At 62.9% G+C, this 17,539-nt stretch carries 14 protein-coding genes; 6 read left to right on the forward strand and 8 right to left on the reverse strand.

The features are described from left to right. Positions 1-401: 401 nt before the first annotated feature. The 4 genes from AC1RQ5_RS02045 to AC1RQ5_RS02060 all read right to left on the reverse strand — a co-directional run bounded on the left by AC1RQ5_RS02045 (position 402) and on the right by AC1RQ5_RS02060 (position 4,770). Positions 402-1,700 carry a sensor histidine kinase gene (locus tag AC1RQ5_RS02045; RefSeq protein WP_398482796.1) on the reverse strand — a complete coding sequence of 433 codons (1,299 nt, stop codon included), beginning with the start codon at positions 1,698-1,700 and terminating at the stop codon, positions 402-404. A 67-nt stretch (positions 1,701-1,767) separates the two neighbouring features. Continuing rightward, positions 1,768-2,814, reverse strand: coding sequence for a lysylphosphatidylglycerol synthase domain-containing protein (locus AC1RQ5_RS02050; RefSeq protein WP_398482794.1), 1,047 nt, complete (start codon positions 2,812-2,814; stop codon positions 1,768-1,770). Between the two features lie 253 nt (positions 2,815-3,067). Next, positions 3,068-3,370 carry a hypothetical protein gene (locus AC1RQ5_RS02055; RefSeq protein ID WP_493196924.1) on the reverse strand — a complete coding sequence of 101 codons (303 nt, stop codon included), beginning with the start codon at positions 3,368-3,370 and terminating at the stop codon, positions 3,068-3,070. Further along, positions 3,367-4,770, reverse strand: coding sequence for an OmpA family protein (locus AC1RQ5_RS02060; protein WP_493196925.1), 1,404 nt, complete (start codon positions 4,768-4,770; stop codon positions 3,367-3,369). The genes AC1RQ5_RS02055 and AC1RQ5_RS02060 overlap by 4 nt, the downstream gene beginning before the upstream one ends. A 163-nt stretch (positions 4,771-4,933) precedes the next feature. On the opposite strand from AC1RQ5_RS02060, the gene AC1RQ5_RS02065 reads away from it, so the two are divergent. Next, positions 4,934-5,989: a polysaccharide deacetylase family protein gene (locus AC1RQ5_RS02065; protein WP_398482788.1), complete on the forward strand. Its 1,056-nt coding sequence runs from the start codon at positions 4,934-4,936 to the stop codon at positions 5,987-5,989. A gap of 123 nt (positions 5,990-6,112) precedes the next feature. Here AC1RQ5_RS02065 and AC1RQ5_RS02070 read toward each other — a convergent pair whose 3' ends face one another. Then, on the reverse strand, positions 6,113-6,841 hold the full coding sequence (locus AC1RQ5_RS02070) for a CBS domain-containing protein (RefSeq protein WP_493196926.1): 729 nt from the start codon (positions 6,839-6,841) through the stop codon (positions 6,113-6,115). Between the two features lie 289 nt (positions 6,842-7,130). Between AC1RQ5_RS02070 and AC1RQ5_RS02075 the strand changes: the two genes are divergently transcribed. From AC1RQ5_RS02075 to AC1RQ5_RS02085, 3 genes are all read left to right on the forward strand, one after another. After that, positions 7,131-7,937 carry an SDR family NAD(P)-dependent oxidoreductase gene (locus AC1RQ5_RS02075; RefSeq protein WP_493196927.1) on the forward strand — a complete coding sequence of 269 codons (807 nt, stop codon included), beginning with the start codon at positions 7,131-7,133 and terminating at the stop codon, positions 7,935-7,937. Positions 7,938-8,120: 183 nt separating this feature from the next. Next, positions 8,121-8,855 (forward strand): cysteine hydrolase family protein, encoded by a 735-nt coding sequence (locus tag AC1RQ5_RS02080; RefSeq protein ID WP_493196928.1) that lies wholly within the window; start codon positions 8,121-8,123, stop codon positions 8,853-8,855. Further along, positions 8,852-10,477 carry a regulator gene (locus AC1RQ5_RS02085; RefSeq protein WP_493196929.1) on the forward strand — a complete coding sequence of 542 codons (1,626 nt, stop codon included), beginning with the start codon at positions 8,852-8,854 and terminating at the stop codon, positions 10,475-10,477. The genes AC1RQ5_RS02080 and AC1RQ5_RS02085 overlap by 4 nt, the downstream gene beginning before the upstream one ends. Before the next feature lie 143 nt (positions 10,478-10,620). Here the strand turns inward: AC1RQ5_RS02085 and AC1RQ5_RS02090 are convergent, their stop codons facing one another. From AC1RQ5_RS02090 to AC1RQ5_RS02100, 3 genes are all read right to left on the reverse strand, one after another. Continuing rightward, on the reverse strand, positions 10,621-12,666 hold the full coding sequence (locus tag AC1RQ5_RS02090; RefSeq protein WP_493196930.1) for a methyl-accepting chemotaxis protein: 2,046 nt from the start codon (positions 12,664-12,666) through the stop codon (positions 10,621-10,623). Positions 12,667-12,936: 270 nt separating this feature from the next. Continuing rightward, positions 12,937-13,626, reverse strand: a complete 690-nt coding sequence (locus AC1RQ5_RS02095; protein ID WP_493196931.1) for a 3-oxoacid CoA-transferase subunit B — start codon at positions 13,624-13,626, stop codon at positions 12,937-12,939. Next, positions 13,623-14,291: a 3-oxoacid CoA-transferase subunit A gene (locus AC1RQ5_RS02100; protein WP_493203258.1), complete on the reverse strand. Its 669-nt coding sequence runs from the start codon at positions 14,289-14,291 to the stop codon at positions 13,623-13,625. The genes AC1RQ5_RS02095 and AC1RQ5_RS02100 overlap by 4 nt, the downstream gene beginning before the upstream one ends. A gap of 226 nt (positions 14,292-14,517) precedes the next feature. On the opposite strand from AC1RQ5_RS02100, the gene AC1RQ5_RS02105 reads away from it, so the two are divergent. Both AC1RQ5_RS02105 and AC1RQ5_RS02110 read left to right on the forward strand, forming a co-directional pair. Then, complete coding sequence (locus tag AC1RQ5_RS02105; protein WP_398482770.1) at positions 14,518-15,003, forward strand: (2Fe-2S)-binding protein; 486 nt, start codon at positions 14,518-14,520, stop codon at positions 15,001-15,003. A gap of 181 nt (positions 15,004-15,184) precedes the next feature. After that, entirely contained in the window at positions 15,185-17,539 is a 2,355-nt protein-coding gene (locus AC1RQ5_RS02110) for a xanthine dehydrogenase family protein molybdopterin-binding subunit (RefSeq protein ID WP_493196932.1), read from the forward strand.

Here is a 17,539-nt window from a genome sequence, read left to right on the forward strand (position 1 = left end):
GCCCGATTGCGCTCACCCCGCCCATGTAGGTGCGGTCAGTTGAGCTTTTATGATAGCTAGATGACAGTTGGATGACTAAGACAAGCTATTGATAACGTTACTATTTCTCGGATTTAAATACCGGGCTCCGCACAGAAAATGGGATTTTCGCGGGCTTCCATGACAAAGCTTGTGCAGCGCAAAAGACCGGGTTCCCGCGGTTAACAATATGTTTCCATGAGAGGAATCCGGCATTTTCACTCATAGCCGTCTGCACTCGCCCGTAACGGGAAAACGGCACGGTGACGCCATGTCGCAGGGGCGGCGGACATGAAATCCGGCGCAAAAAAGCCGGCGCAGACGGGCCTCTGCTGCCGGCTTGAATGTTCAGGCACGATGCGGGGACAACCCCGGTGGCCGCCTCAGGCGACCGGCGTTGCCACTTTCGCCTGCGGGAAAGCCGCCGTGAAGGTCGCACCGTTCTTCGGCACGCTTTCGATCAGCAACCGGCCACGGTGGCGGTTCAGGATATGTTTCACCAGTGACAGGCCGAGGCCGGTGCCGCCCTGGGCGCGGCTATCGCCGACATCGACGCGATAGAAGCGCTCCGTCAGCCGCGGCAAGTGTTCCGGCGCGATACCGGGGCCAAAGTCGCGCACCGACACACGGATTTCGGAGGCGCCATCGGTGGTCGATGCGGGAGCCAGAGTGACCTCGACCCGCCCCCCCGAGGCGCCGTATTTCAGCGCGTTCTCGATCAGGTTCTCGAATAGCCGCAGCAACTCCTCACGGTCACCGGCGACCGTCACCGGCCCCTCGGGGACGTGCATCTCGATCTTCACGCCGCGCTCGGTCGCCATCAGTTCGAGACTGTCGCCGACCTGGCGGATGATCGGCAGGATGTCCACCAGCGTATCCGGGCGGACATGAGCCGACAGTTCGACCCGCGACAGCGACAGCAGATCGTCGATCAGGCGCGCCATGCGCGTCGCCTGGGTGTGCATGATGCCGAGAAAGCGTTCGCGCGCCCGCACATCGTCCTTGGCCGGGCCCTGCAGCGTATCGATGAAGCCGGACAGCGCCGCCAGTGGCGTGCGCAATTCATGGCTGGCATTGGCGACGAAATCGGCGCGCATTTCCTCGACACGACGGATCGGCGTCTGGTCGTGGAAGGTCATCAGCATGCAGGTATCATTGCCGCCGAACGCAGTGGGCACCTGGATCGGCGTGATCATCAGGTCCATCCAGCGATCGACCGGCACATGATCCACATAGGACGTCCGGCGCGGCTCGGTATTGGCAATGGCCTCGCGCAAGGCGCTGATGATTTCCGGCGAGCGCAGCGCGAATTGCGCGAGCTCGCCCTTGCGCAGGGCCGGCGCCAGTTGGGCGGCGGCAGCGTTGAGATGGATCACGCGGCCAGCACGATCGAGCAGCACCGCAGGATCCGGAATGCCGCCAACCACCGCGCGCACCACCGGTTGTTCGATCGGATTGACCAGCGCCTCGTCGCGCTTGGCGTCACTGTCATGCAGCCGCCACGGCACCAGCGCGGCGCCTGCAATACACGCAAATACGATTCCGGCGCGGAGCGGAGTCAGCTCGCCAAAAAACACCAGCGCGGCAAGCGCCAGCGCCGCCACGAGCAGAATGATCGCAGCATGCCTCAGCCGATCGGGCCAGGGTGAGAACATCGATGGAGGGGAAGCTTCAATGGCCATCGGGGCAATGTCTCTTTCGGCAGCGCTTGTTTCAGCAATCTGGTCCTGCCGGGGGCGCCCGCTCATGTCAGGTGGCCGGACCGCCACGATCGTTCAAGGTCCGGCTTACCGCTGAAGGAGCCTCAGCCGCGACTGGCTGCAACTTTTTTGATCTCGCGCCGACAATAAGCTCGCGAAACGTCAGTAGCATGACTGAAATAAAGAACGGCCCAAGGTAATACAACACCCGGAACAACAACATGCCGGCCAGTAGCTGCTCCTGGTCCATCATCTCCAGACCAACCAGCATCGCCGCATCGAACACGCCAAGACCACCCGGCGAGTGGCTGGCGAAGCCGAGCAATGTCGCAGCGACGAACACCACAGCGACAGTCACGAAATCGACGCCGGGCGTGTTGGGCACCAGCATATACATGGCCAGCGCGCAGAAGCCGAGATCGACGATGCCGATGACGATCTGCAGCAGCGTCAGCGGCCCGCCCGGCAGCACAACAGACCACGGCCCACGACCCACGCTGCGCGGCTTCATCCATACCCAGATCACATAGCCGACGAGGCCTGCGAGCACGACGTAAGCGAGGACACGATTGACCGCCGGCGGCACCTGATTGATCGCGCTGGCGGCTTCCGGATGATAGGCGATGCCCATGCCGAGCACCGCGAGATTGCCGAGCCAGAAGGTGAGGCCAGCAAGAAACACGATCTTGGCGACATCGACCGCCGACAGATTCCATGCCGAATAGATGCGATAGCGCACCGCACCACCGGTGAAGACTGACGCACCGACATTGTGGCCGATGGAATAGCTGGTGAAGGCCGCCAGCGCGTTGACGCGATAGGGCACGTCCCTGCGGCCAATGGTGCGAACCGCAAACCAGTCATAGAAGGTCAGCGTGAAATAGGCCGCAGCGACCGACAGCGCCGACAGCACGATCAGCCGCGGCTCGGTCTCGGCGATGAACTTGAAAACCCGCGCGGTGTCGACGTTGCGGAGCTTGTGATAAAGCATCCAGCAGGCGATGGCGATCACGGCGATGCTGGCCAAGACACCGAGTTTGTGCAGGATTTGCTTCTCGCGCAGAAACGTGGCCGTCCTGCGTATTGCTTCCAGCATCTCAACCTCGAATGCGATCCCAGCTCTGGGATGTCAGACCAACCCTGTCAGACCCGCTGTGGCGGAACCGCTACCTCATCACTTTCGTCACGCTGTTTCCAGCAGAACCCTCGTAGCGCGTTTCCCTGTGAAACGGAATCGGGGTCGTCCTGACAATGGCGTTTTGCCGCAAAATATTGCGCGAGGCCTAACAAACCACCCGCATTTCTTGCGGCAACGCTGCGGCAAAATGCCGGCTTCAGTGCGACCGCCATCACTGCCGAAAACGGGCCTGCTGCCGGGTCACCACGATGTCGCGCAACCAGGAGCCGATCGCGCAACCGACCAGATAGAAGCCAAACAAGGCAAGGCCGAGATCCAGCCAGTAACCGAACCGGCCGGGGACGAGTTTAGCCACCGCAATGCCGATAATGATGACAGCGAGCACGGACAGCCGCTGGATCCAGACCCGTGGCACCGACGGACCGCGATAGACCACCGCGATCCAGCCCATACCAAAGCCGATCAGCAAGGCGCCGAGCAGCCAGCCCCACAGAAGTGTCGCAAGAGCGGTCATGGATTGGGCCTCACCACGAATTCGATCCGGCGGTTCTGGAGCTTGCCGTCTTCGGTATCATTGCTGGCAAGCGGCAGCGTGGCGCCGTAGCCGATGGCTTCGAAACGATCGCCGGGCAAACCGGCCTTGATGAGATAATCCTCGACCGCCGCCGCGCGCTTTTCCGACAGCGTCTGGTTGAAGGCGGGATCGCCGTCGCCATCGGTATGGCCGACGATGTCGAATTTGGTCATCGGGCAGCGCATGGCGATTTCGACCAGGCGATCGAGCAAGCCCGCAGAATCCGCATTGATGCTGGCGCTCGAAGTTTCGAAGCGGATGCGGCCCTTGGTCAGGTTCTGCTTGAACAGCTGCTGGCAGACGCTGGCATCCACCGGTGCCGACGCAGGCTTCACGGACACTTCGGGCTTTGCCGTCCAGCCCTGCGGCAATTCCTTGCCGAGAGAAGCGCGAATGTCGGTCGCGGCGGCATCGTAAAGCGCGTCACCCGACAGTTTCACTTCGCGGTCATTGACCACCAGCGTGCCGGTGGACAGCCGCGACAGCGCGCCGAGCGCTGCGGTCACCGCCGGCGCGAAATTGCCGGGGGCGCCGATGCTGGCCTTCAGATTATCGACGACCTTGTCATTGGTGAATTTCCGCTGCGCGGCGGCGACCAAAGCGGCATGGACGTTGTTGTCCGGCACATAGCCCGACAGCGTCAGCGTATTCGCCACCGGGTCCTTGTTGGCCTGGAACACGTAAGGCGGTGCCTTCACGTCATTGGCGGCCACCGTGAAGCCTTCGGGCAGGTTCTTCAGCGCCGCCGCAATCGCCTCGCGGCCACCGAGGTCGCGCGCCATGCCGGTGATGCTCACGGTGGCGTCCATGATCGTCGCCTTGCCTTCCTTCAGCTTGGCGACCTGATCGAGCAGCAGCACGGCGGCGCCATCGAAGCGTGGTGGTGCACCGCGCTTGAGGCCGGTGCGGTCGGAGACTTCGGTTCCCGCCAGCGCCGCCTTCGCGGCTTCGGCGATGCGCGCCTTGCTGGCCGGCAGCGGCGTGGTGCCCCACAGGGTCACGCGGACATTGTCGCGCTCGGCGACCCAGACGAAAGGCTTGGCTTCGGCCACCAGGCGCGTGGCATCATTGACCAGGCGCACGCCGGGCGCGGCCTCGACGGAACCAACCGCGCTGCGGCGGCCCTCTTCCGAAAAGGCCTCCGCGGCAAACCGCACATCGCGGCCGGCGACCGAGATCTGCGTTTTATCAAGAACCGTACTTTTCAGCGCATCAAGGCTGCGCGCAGTTAAGTCCGCTTCCAGAGGAGGCGTGCTAAACCAGGCGGCAACGACCCAGAGGATCGCGAGTGGAATGAGCCCGGGCCACCACTTGGCGCTCCACCTGTAAAAACCGTGCATTCGACGTCCTGCGGGAATGGAAACAGAGAGAAAACAAACCCTTGCGGGACTGTCAAACTGAAATCAAGGCCAGCCACTGGCGTGGCGTGGGGTATTGGAATAACGCTTTGTTCAACCGTTTCTGATCATGTCCGTGGATCGCGTCAAAGTGCTGGGTCACAAGATGAAGCAGATTCGTAACACGATCATTCGTGCCGGGCTGGATGCACTTTATTTCAGCGGCGCGCATCGTGTGTTGCGTCCTTTTTTTGGCGGCGTCGGCACCATCTTCATGCTGCACAATGTGCGGCCTGCCCATGCCGGCCCGTTCCAGCCCAACCGCCACCTTGAGATTACGCCTGATTTCCTGCGCGCGACGCTGGCCTATCTGCGCGCCACCGATGTCGATATCGTGACGTCCGACGAAATGCGTCGCCGCCTGACCGAACAGGATTTTTCGCGCCGTTTCGTCTGTTTCACCTGCGACGACGGCTACCGGGATAACCGCGACCATATGCTGCCGGCGATGCGGGATTTCGACGCGCCGTTCTCGGTTTTCGTGACCAGCGACTTTGCCTCCGGCACCGGCCGGCTGTGGTGGGTGGCGCTGGAGCGCGTGGTCGCCAAGGCGTCGCGCCTCGAAGCCCCGATCGACGGCAACATGGTTCGCATCGCGACCGCCTCACTGCCCGAGAAGGAAATGGGGTTCGACCGCCTGCATGGCTGGCTGCGCAGCCTGGGCGAAGCCGATCTGCGCCGCGAGATGACGGCATTGTGCCAGCAGGCCGGGATCGACGAGGACGCGATCAGCCGCGAACTCTGCATGTCATGGGATGAACTGAAGCCGTTCGCCGCTGATCCGCTGGTGACCATCGGCGCGCATACGCTGACGCATTGCAATCTCGCCCAGCAGCTAGAAGCCGTGGCAGCGCATGAACTGGCTGCCAGCCGCGCCAATATCGAGAATGCGCTGCAGAAGCCGGCGCGGCATCTCGCTTACCCCTATGGCGACCGTGCCGCTGCCGGCGCCCGCGAATTCGCACTGGCGCAAGCGGCAGGCTTCCAGACCGCCGTGACGACGCGCCCCGGCGTGATTGCCGCAGAGAATTCGGCCCAGCTCACCGCGCTGCCGCGGGTGTCGCTGAACGGCAATTATCAGGACACGCGCTATCTGCCGGTGCTGACCTCGGGTGCGGCGACCGCGATGTGGAATGGTTTTCAGCGCGTCGGCCAGGGATAAACGCCGAGGCCGTAGGATGGGTTGAGCGAAGCGATAACCCATCACAACAAGCACTGAGCACGTGGTGATGGGTTATCGCTCCGGCGCTTGCGCGCCTGCACTCAACCCATCCTACGAAACGCCTCACACACCCGTCATCACATGCTTCGTATCCAGCGGCGGGATATAGGTCCCCGACATCGGATCCACCCAGCACAGATGCTCGCGCACCTCGGACACGCCTGCGACGTTCTCTGTTGCCACCACGATGGCCTGCCGCACCTTTTCATCGGTGATGAAGCCGATGATATCGACCACGCCGTCCTTCACGCGGACGTCCAGCCCCGCAGGCACCCATTCGCGCGCGCGCAACACCGCCAGCACGCGGCGACGGACCAGGGCGTCGCTCGACGCGATCTCCGACGTATTGCGCGTGACATCGGCTATGGCCGCAACGAAATTGTGCCGGCTGACAATGCCGACCAGATGATCGCCCTGCACCACCGGCACGCGCTTGATGCGGTGCCGCTCCATGATCTCGACGATATCGGCAAGCTGGGCATCGGGGATCACCGAATAGACATTCGGCGTCATGATCTCATGCACTTTTCGCCCCGCTTCGCGCACGAAATCCACCGCCTGACGGCCGGGGCCGCGCAAAAATTCGAGCCAGCGCGGGCGCTTGATCTCGGTGCCGAGCTCCTGGCGGCGCAGGAAATCACGTTCGGTGACAATGCCGATCAGCTTGCCGGCATCATCGACGACGGGCAGCCCGCTGACATGATGATCGATCATCAGCTTCGCAGCATCATGGATCGATGCATCCGGCGCGATGGTGACGACCTTGCGGGTCATGATCTGATGGGCCTTCATGGCTGCCTCCTTCGGGCAAACGGACCGCCGGATCGATCCGGCAGGAGGAAGCCTACGCCGATGGGCAATGGCAGCTTTGATATAGAGCAATCAGCCCCACACTCAGCCCTCATCCTGAAGAGCGGCCGCAGGCCGCGTCTCGAAGGATGGCCACAAAACTCTGCACCAAGCCATCTGATGGTTCGAGACGCGCGCAAAAGCGCGCTCCTCACCATGAGGGGCGGTGCGTGGTTTGCGCTGCGCTCTATCCACGCTACGATCACCGCAACCACAACAAACGGGAGGCGTCATGTTCAAGGATCTGTTTTCGCTCAAAGGCCGCATCGCTTTGGTGACCGGCGGTTCGCGCGGCATCGGCAAGATGATCGCGGCCGGCTTTCTCAGCCAGGGTGCCGCCAAGGTCTATATCACCGCACGAAAGGCTGCAGCCTGCGAAGCGACGGCGAAAGAACTGAGCGACGCCTATGCCGGCGAATGCATCGCATTGCCAATTGATATCTCGACCATGACCGGCATCGACATGCTCGCCGGTGAAATCAAGAAGCGCGAGTCGAAGCTCGACATCCTGGTCAACAATGCCGGCGCCGCCTGGGGTGCGGAGTTCGACGAATTCCCCGAAAGCGGCTGGGACAAGGTGATGACGCTGAACGTCAAGGCGCCATTCTTCCTCACCAAGGCTCTGGCCGCACCGCTCCGCGCGGCAGCCTCGGCCAAGCAGCCGGCCAAGGTGATCAATATCGCGTCCATCGACGGCATCTTCGTCAATCCGCTCGAGACCTATTCCTATGCCGCGAGCAAATCCGGCCTGATCCATCTGACACGGCGCATGGCGGCGAAATTGATCAAGGATCATGTGGTGGTCACGGCTATCGCTCCGGGGCCGTTTCAGTCCGACATGAACAAGGCTGCGCGCGACAATGCGGACGATGTGGCGACCAAGGTGCCGGCCGGCCGCATCGGCACCGACGAGGACATGGCCGGTGCCGCGATCTATCTCGCCTCCCGTGCTGGCGACTATGTGGTCGGCACGACGCTCGCCGTGGATGGTGGCATCGTCTACGCCAACCCGGGGATCGCAGGCAGCGGCTGGGATTGAGCAGCGGCGACTGCGTTTTGGGCAAGGTGGCGCAGGCTAGTTTTTAAGCAAACCTGCAGCTGCGCCTAACCCTCTGAAATCCATAGCCCTGTATTTGCGGCCTAAAACAATCCCTGCATTGTACACAATGGCACACGCCTTGCTTGATCTCCCGCAGCACTACGCGCGCGGGGAGACCAGACCATGGCGGATGCAACGGGGACAGTAACGGTCGCGGCAGAGCCCGGCCCCATCGACGTGGACCTCGCGTCCACCGCCCTCCTCATCATCGACATGCAGCGCGACTTCATGGAGCCCGGCGGCTTCGGCGAGACGCTGGGCAATGACGTCTCCCAACTCGCCCGCGCGGTGGCGCCGATCGCTGCGCTGCTCGACGCAGCGCGCGGCATCGGGATGACGGTGATCCATACCCGCGAAGGGCACCTGCCCGATCTCTCCGACGCGCCGCCCGCCAAGATCGAACGCGGCGCGCCATCGCTCCGCATCGGCGATCCCGGCCCGATGGGACGCATCCTTATTCGCGGCGAGGCCGGCCACGACATCATTCCCGAACTCTATCCCGTGGAAGGCGAGATCGTCATCGACAAGCCCGGCAAGGGCGCGTTCTACGCCACCACGCTCGGCGCCGACCTGAAGGCACGCGAGATCGACACGCTGCTGGTCTGCGGCGTCACCACGGAAGTCTGCGTCAACACCACCGTGCGCGAGGCCAATGACCGCGGCTATCGCTGCATCGTCATCGCCGACGGCTGCGCCTCCTATTTCCCCGAATTCCACGAGATGGGCCTGAGAATGATCAAGGCCCAGGGCGGCATTTTTGGCTGGGTCGCCGAGAGCGCGGCGGTGCTCGATGCCATCGACAATTTTGAAAGTGCAGTGGGGACTTCAAACAAACGAGCGGCGGGAGCATCACGATGAATACGAGCGTGGGGACTGCAACGACACCAGGATTCAAGCCGGCGCTGTGGACGCCGGGCGACTGGAATGCGCTCTTCGGCTTCGGCACCAACATCCTGGTCAACATGCTGGTGCTGACCGGACTGCTGCGCTTCGTGCTGAAAATGCCGGACTCGCTGGTATTCGGCCGCATCCTGCCGGCACTCGGCCTGATGATGTGCCTCTCGACACTCTATTACGCCTGGCTCGCTTATCGCCTCGCGCAGAAGACCGGCCGCAGCGATGTCTGCGCGCTGCCGTCGGGCGTGAGCGTGCCGCACATGTTCATCGTCACCTTCGTGATCATGCTGCCGATCACCATCAAGACCGGTGATCCCTTGAAAGGCTGGTCGGCTGGTCTCGTCTGGGTGTTCTTCCAGAGTTTTATCCTGATGATCGGCGGCTTCATCGCGCCCTATATCCGCAAGATCACACCGCGCGCCGCCCTGCTCGGCACGCTGGCCGGCGTCTCCGTCACCTTCATCTCCATGCGACCGGCGCTGGAGATGTTCATGACACCGCAGATCGGCCTGATCTGCTTTGCCATCATCATGCTGAGCTGGTTCGGCGGCGTCACTTATTTCCGCAATCTCCCGGCCGGCCTGATCGCCATTGCCGTCGGCATGATCATCGCCTGGGGCTCGAACCTATTCGGTCTCGGCATTGGCGGGCTGAGCGTGAAAGGCGTCGGCGATGCCTTTGCCAATTTCGGCTTCTCCGTGCCGCTTCCGGCCCTCGGCGCTGTGTTCTCCGGCTTTGAATTCCTCGGCATCATTCTCGTCACCGCGATCCCGTTCGGCATCTATGATCTCGTCGAGGCGATGGACAATGTGGAATCCGCGGAAGCCGCCGGCGACGACTATCCGACCACGCGCGTGCTCACCGCCGATGGCGTGGTGTCGCTGATCGGCTGCCTGATGGGCAACCCGTTCATCAACGCCGTCTATATCGGCCATCCCGGCTGGAAGGCGATGGGCGGCCGCATCGGATATTCCGCCGCGACCGGCCTGATGGTGGTGGTGCTGTCGTGGTTCGGGCTCATCGCGGTCTTGCTGGCGCTGGTGCCGGTCGTCGCGATCTCGCCGATCCTGCTCTATATCGGCATGCTGATCGGCGCGCAGGCGTTCCAGACCACGCCGCTGAAACATGCGCCGGCCATCGTCCTCGCCTTCACGCCGCATCTTGCGGCGTGGGGCAAACTACAGATCGACACGATGCTGGGTGCAACGGTAACAGCAGCGCAGGCTGCCGGTCTCGCAGCAGACAAAGTCGGCGAGGTGAAAGCCGCGGCGATCGCATCATTGCCGCAACAGGGCGTGCTGTATCACGGACTGGAAGTGATGGGCGGCGGCTCGATCCTCGGCGGCCTCGTGCTGGGCGCCATCGGCGTGTTCATCATCGATCGCGAGTTCAGCAAGGCGGCGGCCTTTGCACTCGCTGGTGCCGTGATGACCTGGTTCGGCTTCATGCATGGCGAGGCCGTCGGCTTCGGTGTGACGCCGGGGGTGGCACTGGCTTACGTGGTGGTGGCTGGCGGACTGTATGCGGCGGGGAAATCGGCGGTCAGCGAAACCGCTGCGCCGATGGCCGTTCCCGCGGAGTAGTCGCTGGGCTACACACGCCACCCTCATCCTGAGGAGTGCGCCAATGGCCCACGTCTCGAAGGATGGCCGCACACGCGGAGCCAGGCCAACTCATGGTTCGAGACGCGCGCAAGAGCGCGCTCCTCACCATGAGGGGCGGAGTGTTACGCCGCCCGGATATTTTCCATGAAGCGATCGAGTTCGGCGCGCAGGCGGGTGCTTTCCGCCGATAGCGTCTGCGCCGAGTTCAGCACCTGACCGGAGGCCGCACCGGTCTCCGACGCGCCGCGATTCACTTCGGTGATATTGCCGGCAACCTGCTGGGTGCCATGGGCGACGCGCTGGACGTTTTGCGCGATTTCGCGCGTGGCGGCGCCCTGCTGTTCGACGGCGCTGGCGATCTCCGAGGCGATGCCCGAGATTTCCCCGATGGTGTTGCCGATCTGCTTGATCGCCGCCACCGATTCCTGCGTCGCACTCTGCATGCCGGCGATCTGCGTCGAGATTTCCTCGGTCGCCTTCGCCGTCTGGCTGGCCAGCGACTTCACTTCTGACGCGACCACCGCAAAGCCGCGACCGGCATCGCCCGCACGCGCCGCTTCGATGGTGGCGTTCAGCGCCAGCAGATTCGTCTGTTCGGCAATCGCGGTGATGAGATCGACGACATCGCCGATGCGCTGGGCGGCGCGCGAGAGCTCACCGATGCGGGCGTCGGTCTGGCGGGCCTGCTCCACCGCCGAGTCGGCGATGCGGCTGGAATTCTGCACCTGACGGCCGATCTCATTGACCGAGAGCGACAATTCTTCGGTCGCGGTCGCCACCGACTGCATGTTGGACGACGCTTCATCCGAGGTCGCCGCGGCCTGGCCGGACAGTTGCTCGGTGGTTTCGGCCGTCCGCGTCAGCGTATTGGCGGCGCTTTCGAGCTGGCCGGACGACACCGACACGCTCGACACGATCGAGCCGACAGCGGATTCGAACTGGTCGGCGAAGCGGATCAACTCGCCACGGCGCAGCTGGTCGGCAGCGCGGTTTGATTCTTCCTGGGCGGCCGCGTCGCGTTCGGCCTTGGCCACTGCCTGCACCTTGAACTCTTCCACGGCGCCCGCCATGTCGCCGAGTTCGTCGCGGCGGCCGAGGCCCGGCAGCACCACTTCGAAATCACCGGCAGCAAGCTTGCGCATCGCGGCGCACATTTCAGTCATCGGCTTGGCGATACCGCGGCCGAGCAGCATGGCAAGCACGGCGCCGATCACGAAGCCACCCACGCCGAGGATGATGACGAGCTGCTTGGTATCGGTGACCGTCTTGTCGGATTCGGTCTCCATGCGATGCTGTTCGGTCAGCATGTCGGCCTTCATCTCGGCCGAGAGTTTTGTGATGGCGGCAGCGGATTCCGACATCTCCTTGGCGAGGCCATCGACCTTCTTGGTGTTCTCGACGAACTTCACGAAAGCATCGGCATAGACCTTGGTCTCGTTGACGATCTCCTTCACCTTGGCGGTGATCTTGTCGTCATTGGCATAGACGGTCGCAAACTGGTTCTGCAGGAACTTGATGCGGGCCTGTGCGGCATTCGAGGTCTTGTCCTCGGCCTTGCCGATATAGGTGTTCACCAGCGAGGTCGCGGTGATGAATTGGGTGGTGATTTCCTTCACCTGATCCTGCACTGACGCCATGCCGGCCATGATCGCGGTGTCGCCGAGATCGTCGATCTTGTTGCGCAGCATCAGGCTGGTGCGCGAGAGCTGGTTCGCCGCGATCTGGTCGTTCTCGCTCTTCACCGTGAGAATATCGGCGAAGATCTTGGTGAAGGTGGTGAATTCGCGCGCCAGGCGGGTGATCTTGTCGAGGCGCGCCGAGTCTGTCGCAGCCTTCATCGACTGGTCGATGGCATCTTTCAGCGCCACTTCTGCCGCCTTCGCGGCCTTGGCGTCGGCCTCGTGGCTGGTCAGCACGTAATAGCGCGCCAGCGCCTGATAGGAGGTGAGTTCGCGGTCGATATTACGGGCAAGGCCGGATTCCGCGACGGTGGTGCGGTAGGAGACGACGCCACCCGCGATGCGCTCGAAGCCGACATAGGCCATGCCCATGCTGACGGCCGAGATCAGCAGCACCGCGGCAAAGCCGAGCGTCACCTTGGCGCGAAATCTGAGAGCAGGAAACTTCAGAGATCCAGACTTCTTCTGGACAAGCGTCGTCGATGCCACGTTCGGCCCCCCGTTTCTCACTCCCAACACCTCATCGCCAGGCGCAGCCCGCACCTGAAGTGAGTGCCCAAACCTACGGCAGAGAAACTAAGAGCGAGTAAACGGTTACCGGAACCCCGGAGGTTGTGCGGCAGGCGGACGGGGCGGAGCGCCGCACCTGTCACCGCCCGGCTTGACCGGGCGGCTCAGTAGACACCGACGCGAGAGGCCAAAACTCAAGCCACCGTTTACTGGATTGCCCGCTTTCGCGGGCAATGACAGCCTGGGGACTCAGGCCGCGATCGCCGGCGGGGTGAGCGCCTGCCAGTCATTGGCCAGCTGCAGCTTCGGCTCGGTGAGCTCCTGCAGCGTCTCCAGCGTCATCCCCTCCACCATCTCGCGCACGAACAGGCCCTGCTCGGTGACGTCGATCACGGCCAGATTGGTATAGATGCGCTTGACGCAACCCGGCGCCGTCAGCGGCAGGCGGCATTTGTTGAGGATGCGCGGCTGTCCACCCTTGTCGGTGTGATCCATGATGACCCGAATCTCCTTGGCGCCGACCGCCAGATCCATCGCACCGCCAACGCCCGGCGGAAAGCTCGGATCTTCCGTGGTCCAGTTGGCGAGATCGCCGTGCTCGGAGACTTCGAACGCACCGAGCAGGCTGACATCGAGATGCTTGCCGCGGATCATCAGAAACGCATCGGCGTGATGCATGAACACGCCGCCCTTGATCAGGGTCGTGTAGTTCTTGCCGGCATCGATCAGGTTCTCGTCTTCCGTGCCCGGCTCCGGCTTCGGGCCGAGACCCAGAATGCCGTTCTCGCTGTGGAAGATCACCTCGCGCCCGTCCGGCACATAGCTCGCGGCGCGGGTCGGCATGCCGATGCCGAGATTGACGTATGCGCCTTCCTGCAGGTCCTGGGCGGCGCGCCAGGCCATCTGGTCGCGATTGAGCGGCTTGTATGCTGTCGTCATGCCTTTGCTCCGACTACCACGATACGATCGATGAAGATGCTCGGTGTCACCACCGCTTCGGGATCCATGCTGCCGAGTTCGACCATCTCGTCCACCTGCACGATGCTGAGATCGGCGGCCATGGCCATGATCGGATTGAAGTTACGCGCCGACTGATTGTAGACGAGATTGCCCCAGCGATCCGCCTTCATGGCCCGCAGCAGCGCCACGTCGCCCTTCAGCGGCTTCTCGAACACGTGCAGCACGCCGTCGATCTCGCGGGTCTCCTTGCCATCGGCCAGTTTCGTATGCGCCGTCACCGGCGAGAAGAAGCCGCCGAGACCGGCGGCATGCGCATGCATGCGCTCGCTGATGATGCCCTGCGGCACCAGTTCGAGTTCCAGCGTCTTGTTGCGATAGGCGTTGAGGAACGCGCTGTAATCGCCCGAACGCGGATAGGAGCAGATCACCTTGGTGACGCGACCGGAATTGATCAGCCGGGCGAGACCGACATCGCCATTGCCGGCATTGTTGTGAACGATGGTGAGATTGGTCGCGCCTTGCTCGTGCAGCGCCTCCAGCAGATCGTCGGCAATGCCGACGGTGCCGAATCCGGCCACCAGGACCACCGCCCCGTCCTTCACGCCCGCCACGGCCTCAGCCAGGCTGGCCACTTGCTTGTCGATCACTCCCGAAAACTCCTTGGTGCGGAATTGTTATAGCCGCCAATGGTTTGCGGCGTGTCGCGCGCGGAATAGAGCATCGCGAGGGAGGAAGTTGAAGAGACAAATTTGCAGTCCCCTCTCCCGCAAGCGGGAGAGGGGAAAGAACCACCCCGCCAAATTCCCAGTTGCAATCACGCACACCCGCGCTTCTAATTAGACCAATTAAAAATCATCGGGAGGTCTGCACGTGTCCACAGTGAAACTGACGGTCAACGGCAAAGCCGTTTCCGTCCAGGTCGAAGACCGGACGTTGCTCGTCCATCTGCTTCGCGAAAACCTCAACCTCACCGGCACCCATGTCGGCTGCGATACGTCGCAATGCGGCGCCTGCATCGTCCATATCGATGGCAAGGCCGTGAAATCCTGCACCACGCTGGCCGGCCAGGCCGATGGCTGCAACGTCACCACCATCGAAGGCATCTCGAAAGGCGACCAGCTGCATCCGATGCAGGCCGCCTTTCGCGACAATCACGGTCTGCAGTGCGGCTATTGCACGCCCGGCATGATCATGTCGGCCATCGATATTGTGCATCGCCACAACGGCGACCTCGACGAGCACACGGTGCGCCACGAGCTCGAAGGCAATATCTGCCGCTGCACCGGCTATCACAACATCGTCAAATCGGTGCTCGACGCCGCCGGACGCATGAAGGTTGCGCAAGCGGCTGAATGATTCGTTGCCGCCGTCATTGCGAGGAGCCGCAGGCGACGAAGCAATCCAGAAGCCACAAGCGAAGACTGGATTGCTTCGTCGCTACGCTCCTCGCAATGACGGCGTGAAAACCTGAAAGCCAACCGCGCGTTCTGGTGAGAAGCGCGGACATAAAACAACTCCGGCAGGGAGGTCCCACAAGATGGGCGTTGAAGGCATCGGCGCACGCGTTGCGCGCAAGGAAGACAAGCGATTCATCACCGGCCGCGGCCGCTATGTCGATGACGTCAAGGTCATCGGCCTCACCCACGCCCATTTCATCCGCAGTCCCCACGCCCACGCCAAGGTGAAGAGCATCGACGCGTCCGCGGCGAAGGACATGCCGGGGGTCGTGGATGTGCTCACCGGCCAGCAGCTGGTGGACGACAAGATCGGCAATCTCATTTGCGGTTGGGCCATCACCTCGAAGGACGGCTCGCCCATGAAGATGGGCGCATGGCCAGCGATGGCGCCGGATACCGTGCGCTTCGTCGGGCAGGCAGTGGCGGTGGTCATCGCCGAGACCAAGAATCAGGCGAAGGACGCGGCCGAAGCCGTGGTTGTCGAATACGAAGAACTTCCCGCCGTCAGCAACATGAAGGCGGCCATCGCGCAGGGCGCGCCGCAGCTGCATCCGGAAGCGCCGGGCAATGTGGTCTATGACTGGTCGATCGGCGACGAGAAAGCGACCAATGATGCCTTCGCCGAGGCGGCGAATGTCGTCTCGCTTGAACTGACCAACAACCGGCTCGTGCCCAATGCGATGGAGCCGCGCGCGGCTGTTGCCGAATATGACCCCGCTGAAGAGCACTTCACGCTTTACACCACATCGCAGAATCCGCATGTGGCGCGGCTCGTACTCTCCGCTTTCTACAATGTCGCGCAGGAACACAAGCTGCGCGTCATCGCTCCCGATGTCGGCGGCGGCTTCGGCTCGAAGATCTTCATCTATCCCGAAGAGATGGTGGCGCTCTGGGCCTCGAAGAAAGTCGAGCGCCCGGTAAAGTGGACCGGCGATCGCTCGGAAGCCTTTCTCACCGACGCCCATGGCCGCGATCACATGTCCCACGCCGAAATGGCGTTCGATGCCAACAACAAGATCCTTGGCCTGCGGGTGAAGACCCATGCCAATTTCGGCGCCTATATGTCGCTGTTCTCGTCCTCGGTGCCGACCTATCTCTACGCCACGCTGCTGTCGGGTCAGTACAACATCCCCGCCATCTATGCGGAGGTGATGGGCGTCTATACCAACACCACGCCGGTGGATGCCTATCGCGGCGCCGGCCGGCCTGAGGCGAGCTATCTGCTCGAACGGCTGATGGAGACATCGGCGCGGCAGCTCAATGTCGATCCGGCCGAGCTGCGGCGCACCAATTTCATCACCCAGTTTCCGCACCAGACGCCCGTCATCATGGCCTACGACATCGGCGATTTTGGCGCGGCCTTGGACAAGGCGCTGGAAGCCATCGACTACAAGGGCTTCCCTGCCCGCAAGGCTAAGTCGAAGGCCAACGGCAAACTGCGCGGCCTTGGCTTCTCCTGCTACATCGAGGCCTGCGGCATCGCGCCGTCGAAAGCCGTCGGCTCCCTCGGCGCCGGCGTCGGCCTGTGGGAATCCGCGGAGGTGCGCGTCAATCCTGTCGGCACCATCGAGATCCTCACGGGATCGCACAGCCATGGCCAGGGCCACGAGACGACGTTCGCACAGCTGGTCGCCGACCGGCTGGGCATCTCCATCGATCAGGTCCAGATCGTTCATGGTGACACCGACAAGGTGCAGTTCGGCATGGGCACCTATGGCTCGCGCTCGGGCGCCGTCGGCATGAGCGCCATCTTCAAGGCGATGGAGAAGATGGAGGCCAAGGCGAAGAAGATCGCGGCGCATCAGCTCGAGGCCTCGGAAGGCGACATCGTCATCGAGAATGGCGAGTTCAAGGTGACTGGCACCGATAAGTCCATCGCGCTGCCGATGGTCGCGCTTGCTGCCTATACCGCGCATAACCTGCCGGACGGCATGGAGCCGGGCCTGAAGGAAACCGCGTTCTACGACCCCACCAACTTCACCTTCCCCGCGGGCACCTATATCTGCGAGGTCGAGATCGATCCCGGCACCGGCAAGACAGAGATCATCGACTTCGTTGCCGTCGATGACTTCGGCCGCCTCATAAATCCGATGATCGTCGAGGGCCAGGTGCATGGCGGGATCGCCCAGGGCATCGGCCAGGCCATGCTGGAAGCCGCCGTCTATGACGACAACGGCCAGCCGGTGACGGCGTCCTTCATGGACTACGCCATGCCGCGCGCCGACGACGTGCCATCGTTCAAGATCTCGCATTCGATCACGCTCTGCCCGGGCAACCCGCTCGGCATCAAGGGCTGCGGCGAGGCAGGCGCGATCGGCTCCTCGCCCGCGGTGATCAATGCGATCACCGACGCGCTCGGCCACAACAAGCTGGAAATGCCGGCCACGCCCGGCCGTGTCTGGGAAGCGCTGCAATTGCAGCAGGCAGCAGAGTAA

The sequence above is a fragment of the Tardiphaga sp. GW821-FHT12E02 genome (genome assembly GCF_058807155.1).

Excerpts from the sequence above, each read along its gene's own strand:
- AC1RQ5_RS02045 (WP_398482796.1), bottom strand. The coding sequence starts at position 1,700 with ATGGCCATTGAAGCTTCCCCTCCATCGATGTTCTCACCCTGGCCCGAT.
- AC1RQ5_RS02050 (WP_398482794.1), bottom strand. The coding sequence starts at position 2,814 with ATGCTGGAAGCAATACGCAGGACGGCCACGTTTCTGCGCGAGAAGCAA.
- AC1RQ5_RS02055 (WP_493196924.1), bottom strand. The coding sequence starts at position 3,370 with ATGACCGCTCTTGCGACACTTCTGTGGGGCTGGCTGCTCGGCGCCTTG.
- AC1RQ5_RS02060 (WP_493196925.1), bottom strand. The coding sequence starts at position 4,770 with ATGCACGGTTTTTACAGGTGGAGCGCCAAGTGGTGGCCCGGGCTCATT.
- AC1RQ5_RS02065 (WP_398482788.1), top strand. The coding sequence starts at position 4,934 with ATGAAGCAGATTCGTAACACGATCATTCGTGCCGGGCTGGATGCACTT.
- AC1RQ5_RS02070 (WP_493196926.1), bottom strand. The coding sequence starts at position 6,841 with ATGAAGGCCCATCAGATCATGACCCGCAAGGTCGTCACCATCGCGCCG.
- AC1RQ5_RS02075 (WP_493196927.1), top strand. The coding sequence starts at position 7,131 with ATGTTCAAGGATCTGTTTTCGCTCAAAGGCCGCATCGCTTTGGTGACC.
- AC1RQ5_RS02080 (WP_493196928.1), top strand. The coding sequence starts at position 8,121 with ATGGCGGATGCAACGGGGACAGTAACGGTCGCGGCAGAGCCCGGCCCC.
- AC1RQ5_RS02085 (WP_493196929.1), top strand. The coding sequence starts at position 8,852 with ATGAATACGAGCGTGGGGACTGCAACGACACCAGGATTCAAGCCGGCG.
- AC1RQ5_RS02095 (WP_493196931.1), bottom strand. The coding sequence starts at position 13,626 with ATGACGACAGCATACAAGCCGCTCAATCGCGACCAGATGGCCTGGCGC.
- AC1RQ5_RS02110 (WP_493196932.1), top strand. The coding sequence starts at position 15,185 with ATGGGCGTTGAAGGCATCGGCGCACGCGTTGCGCGCAAGGAAGACAAG.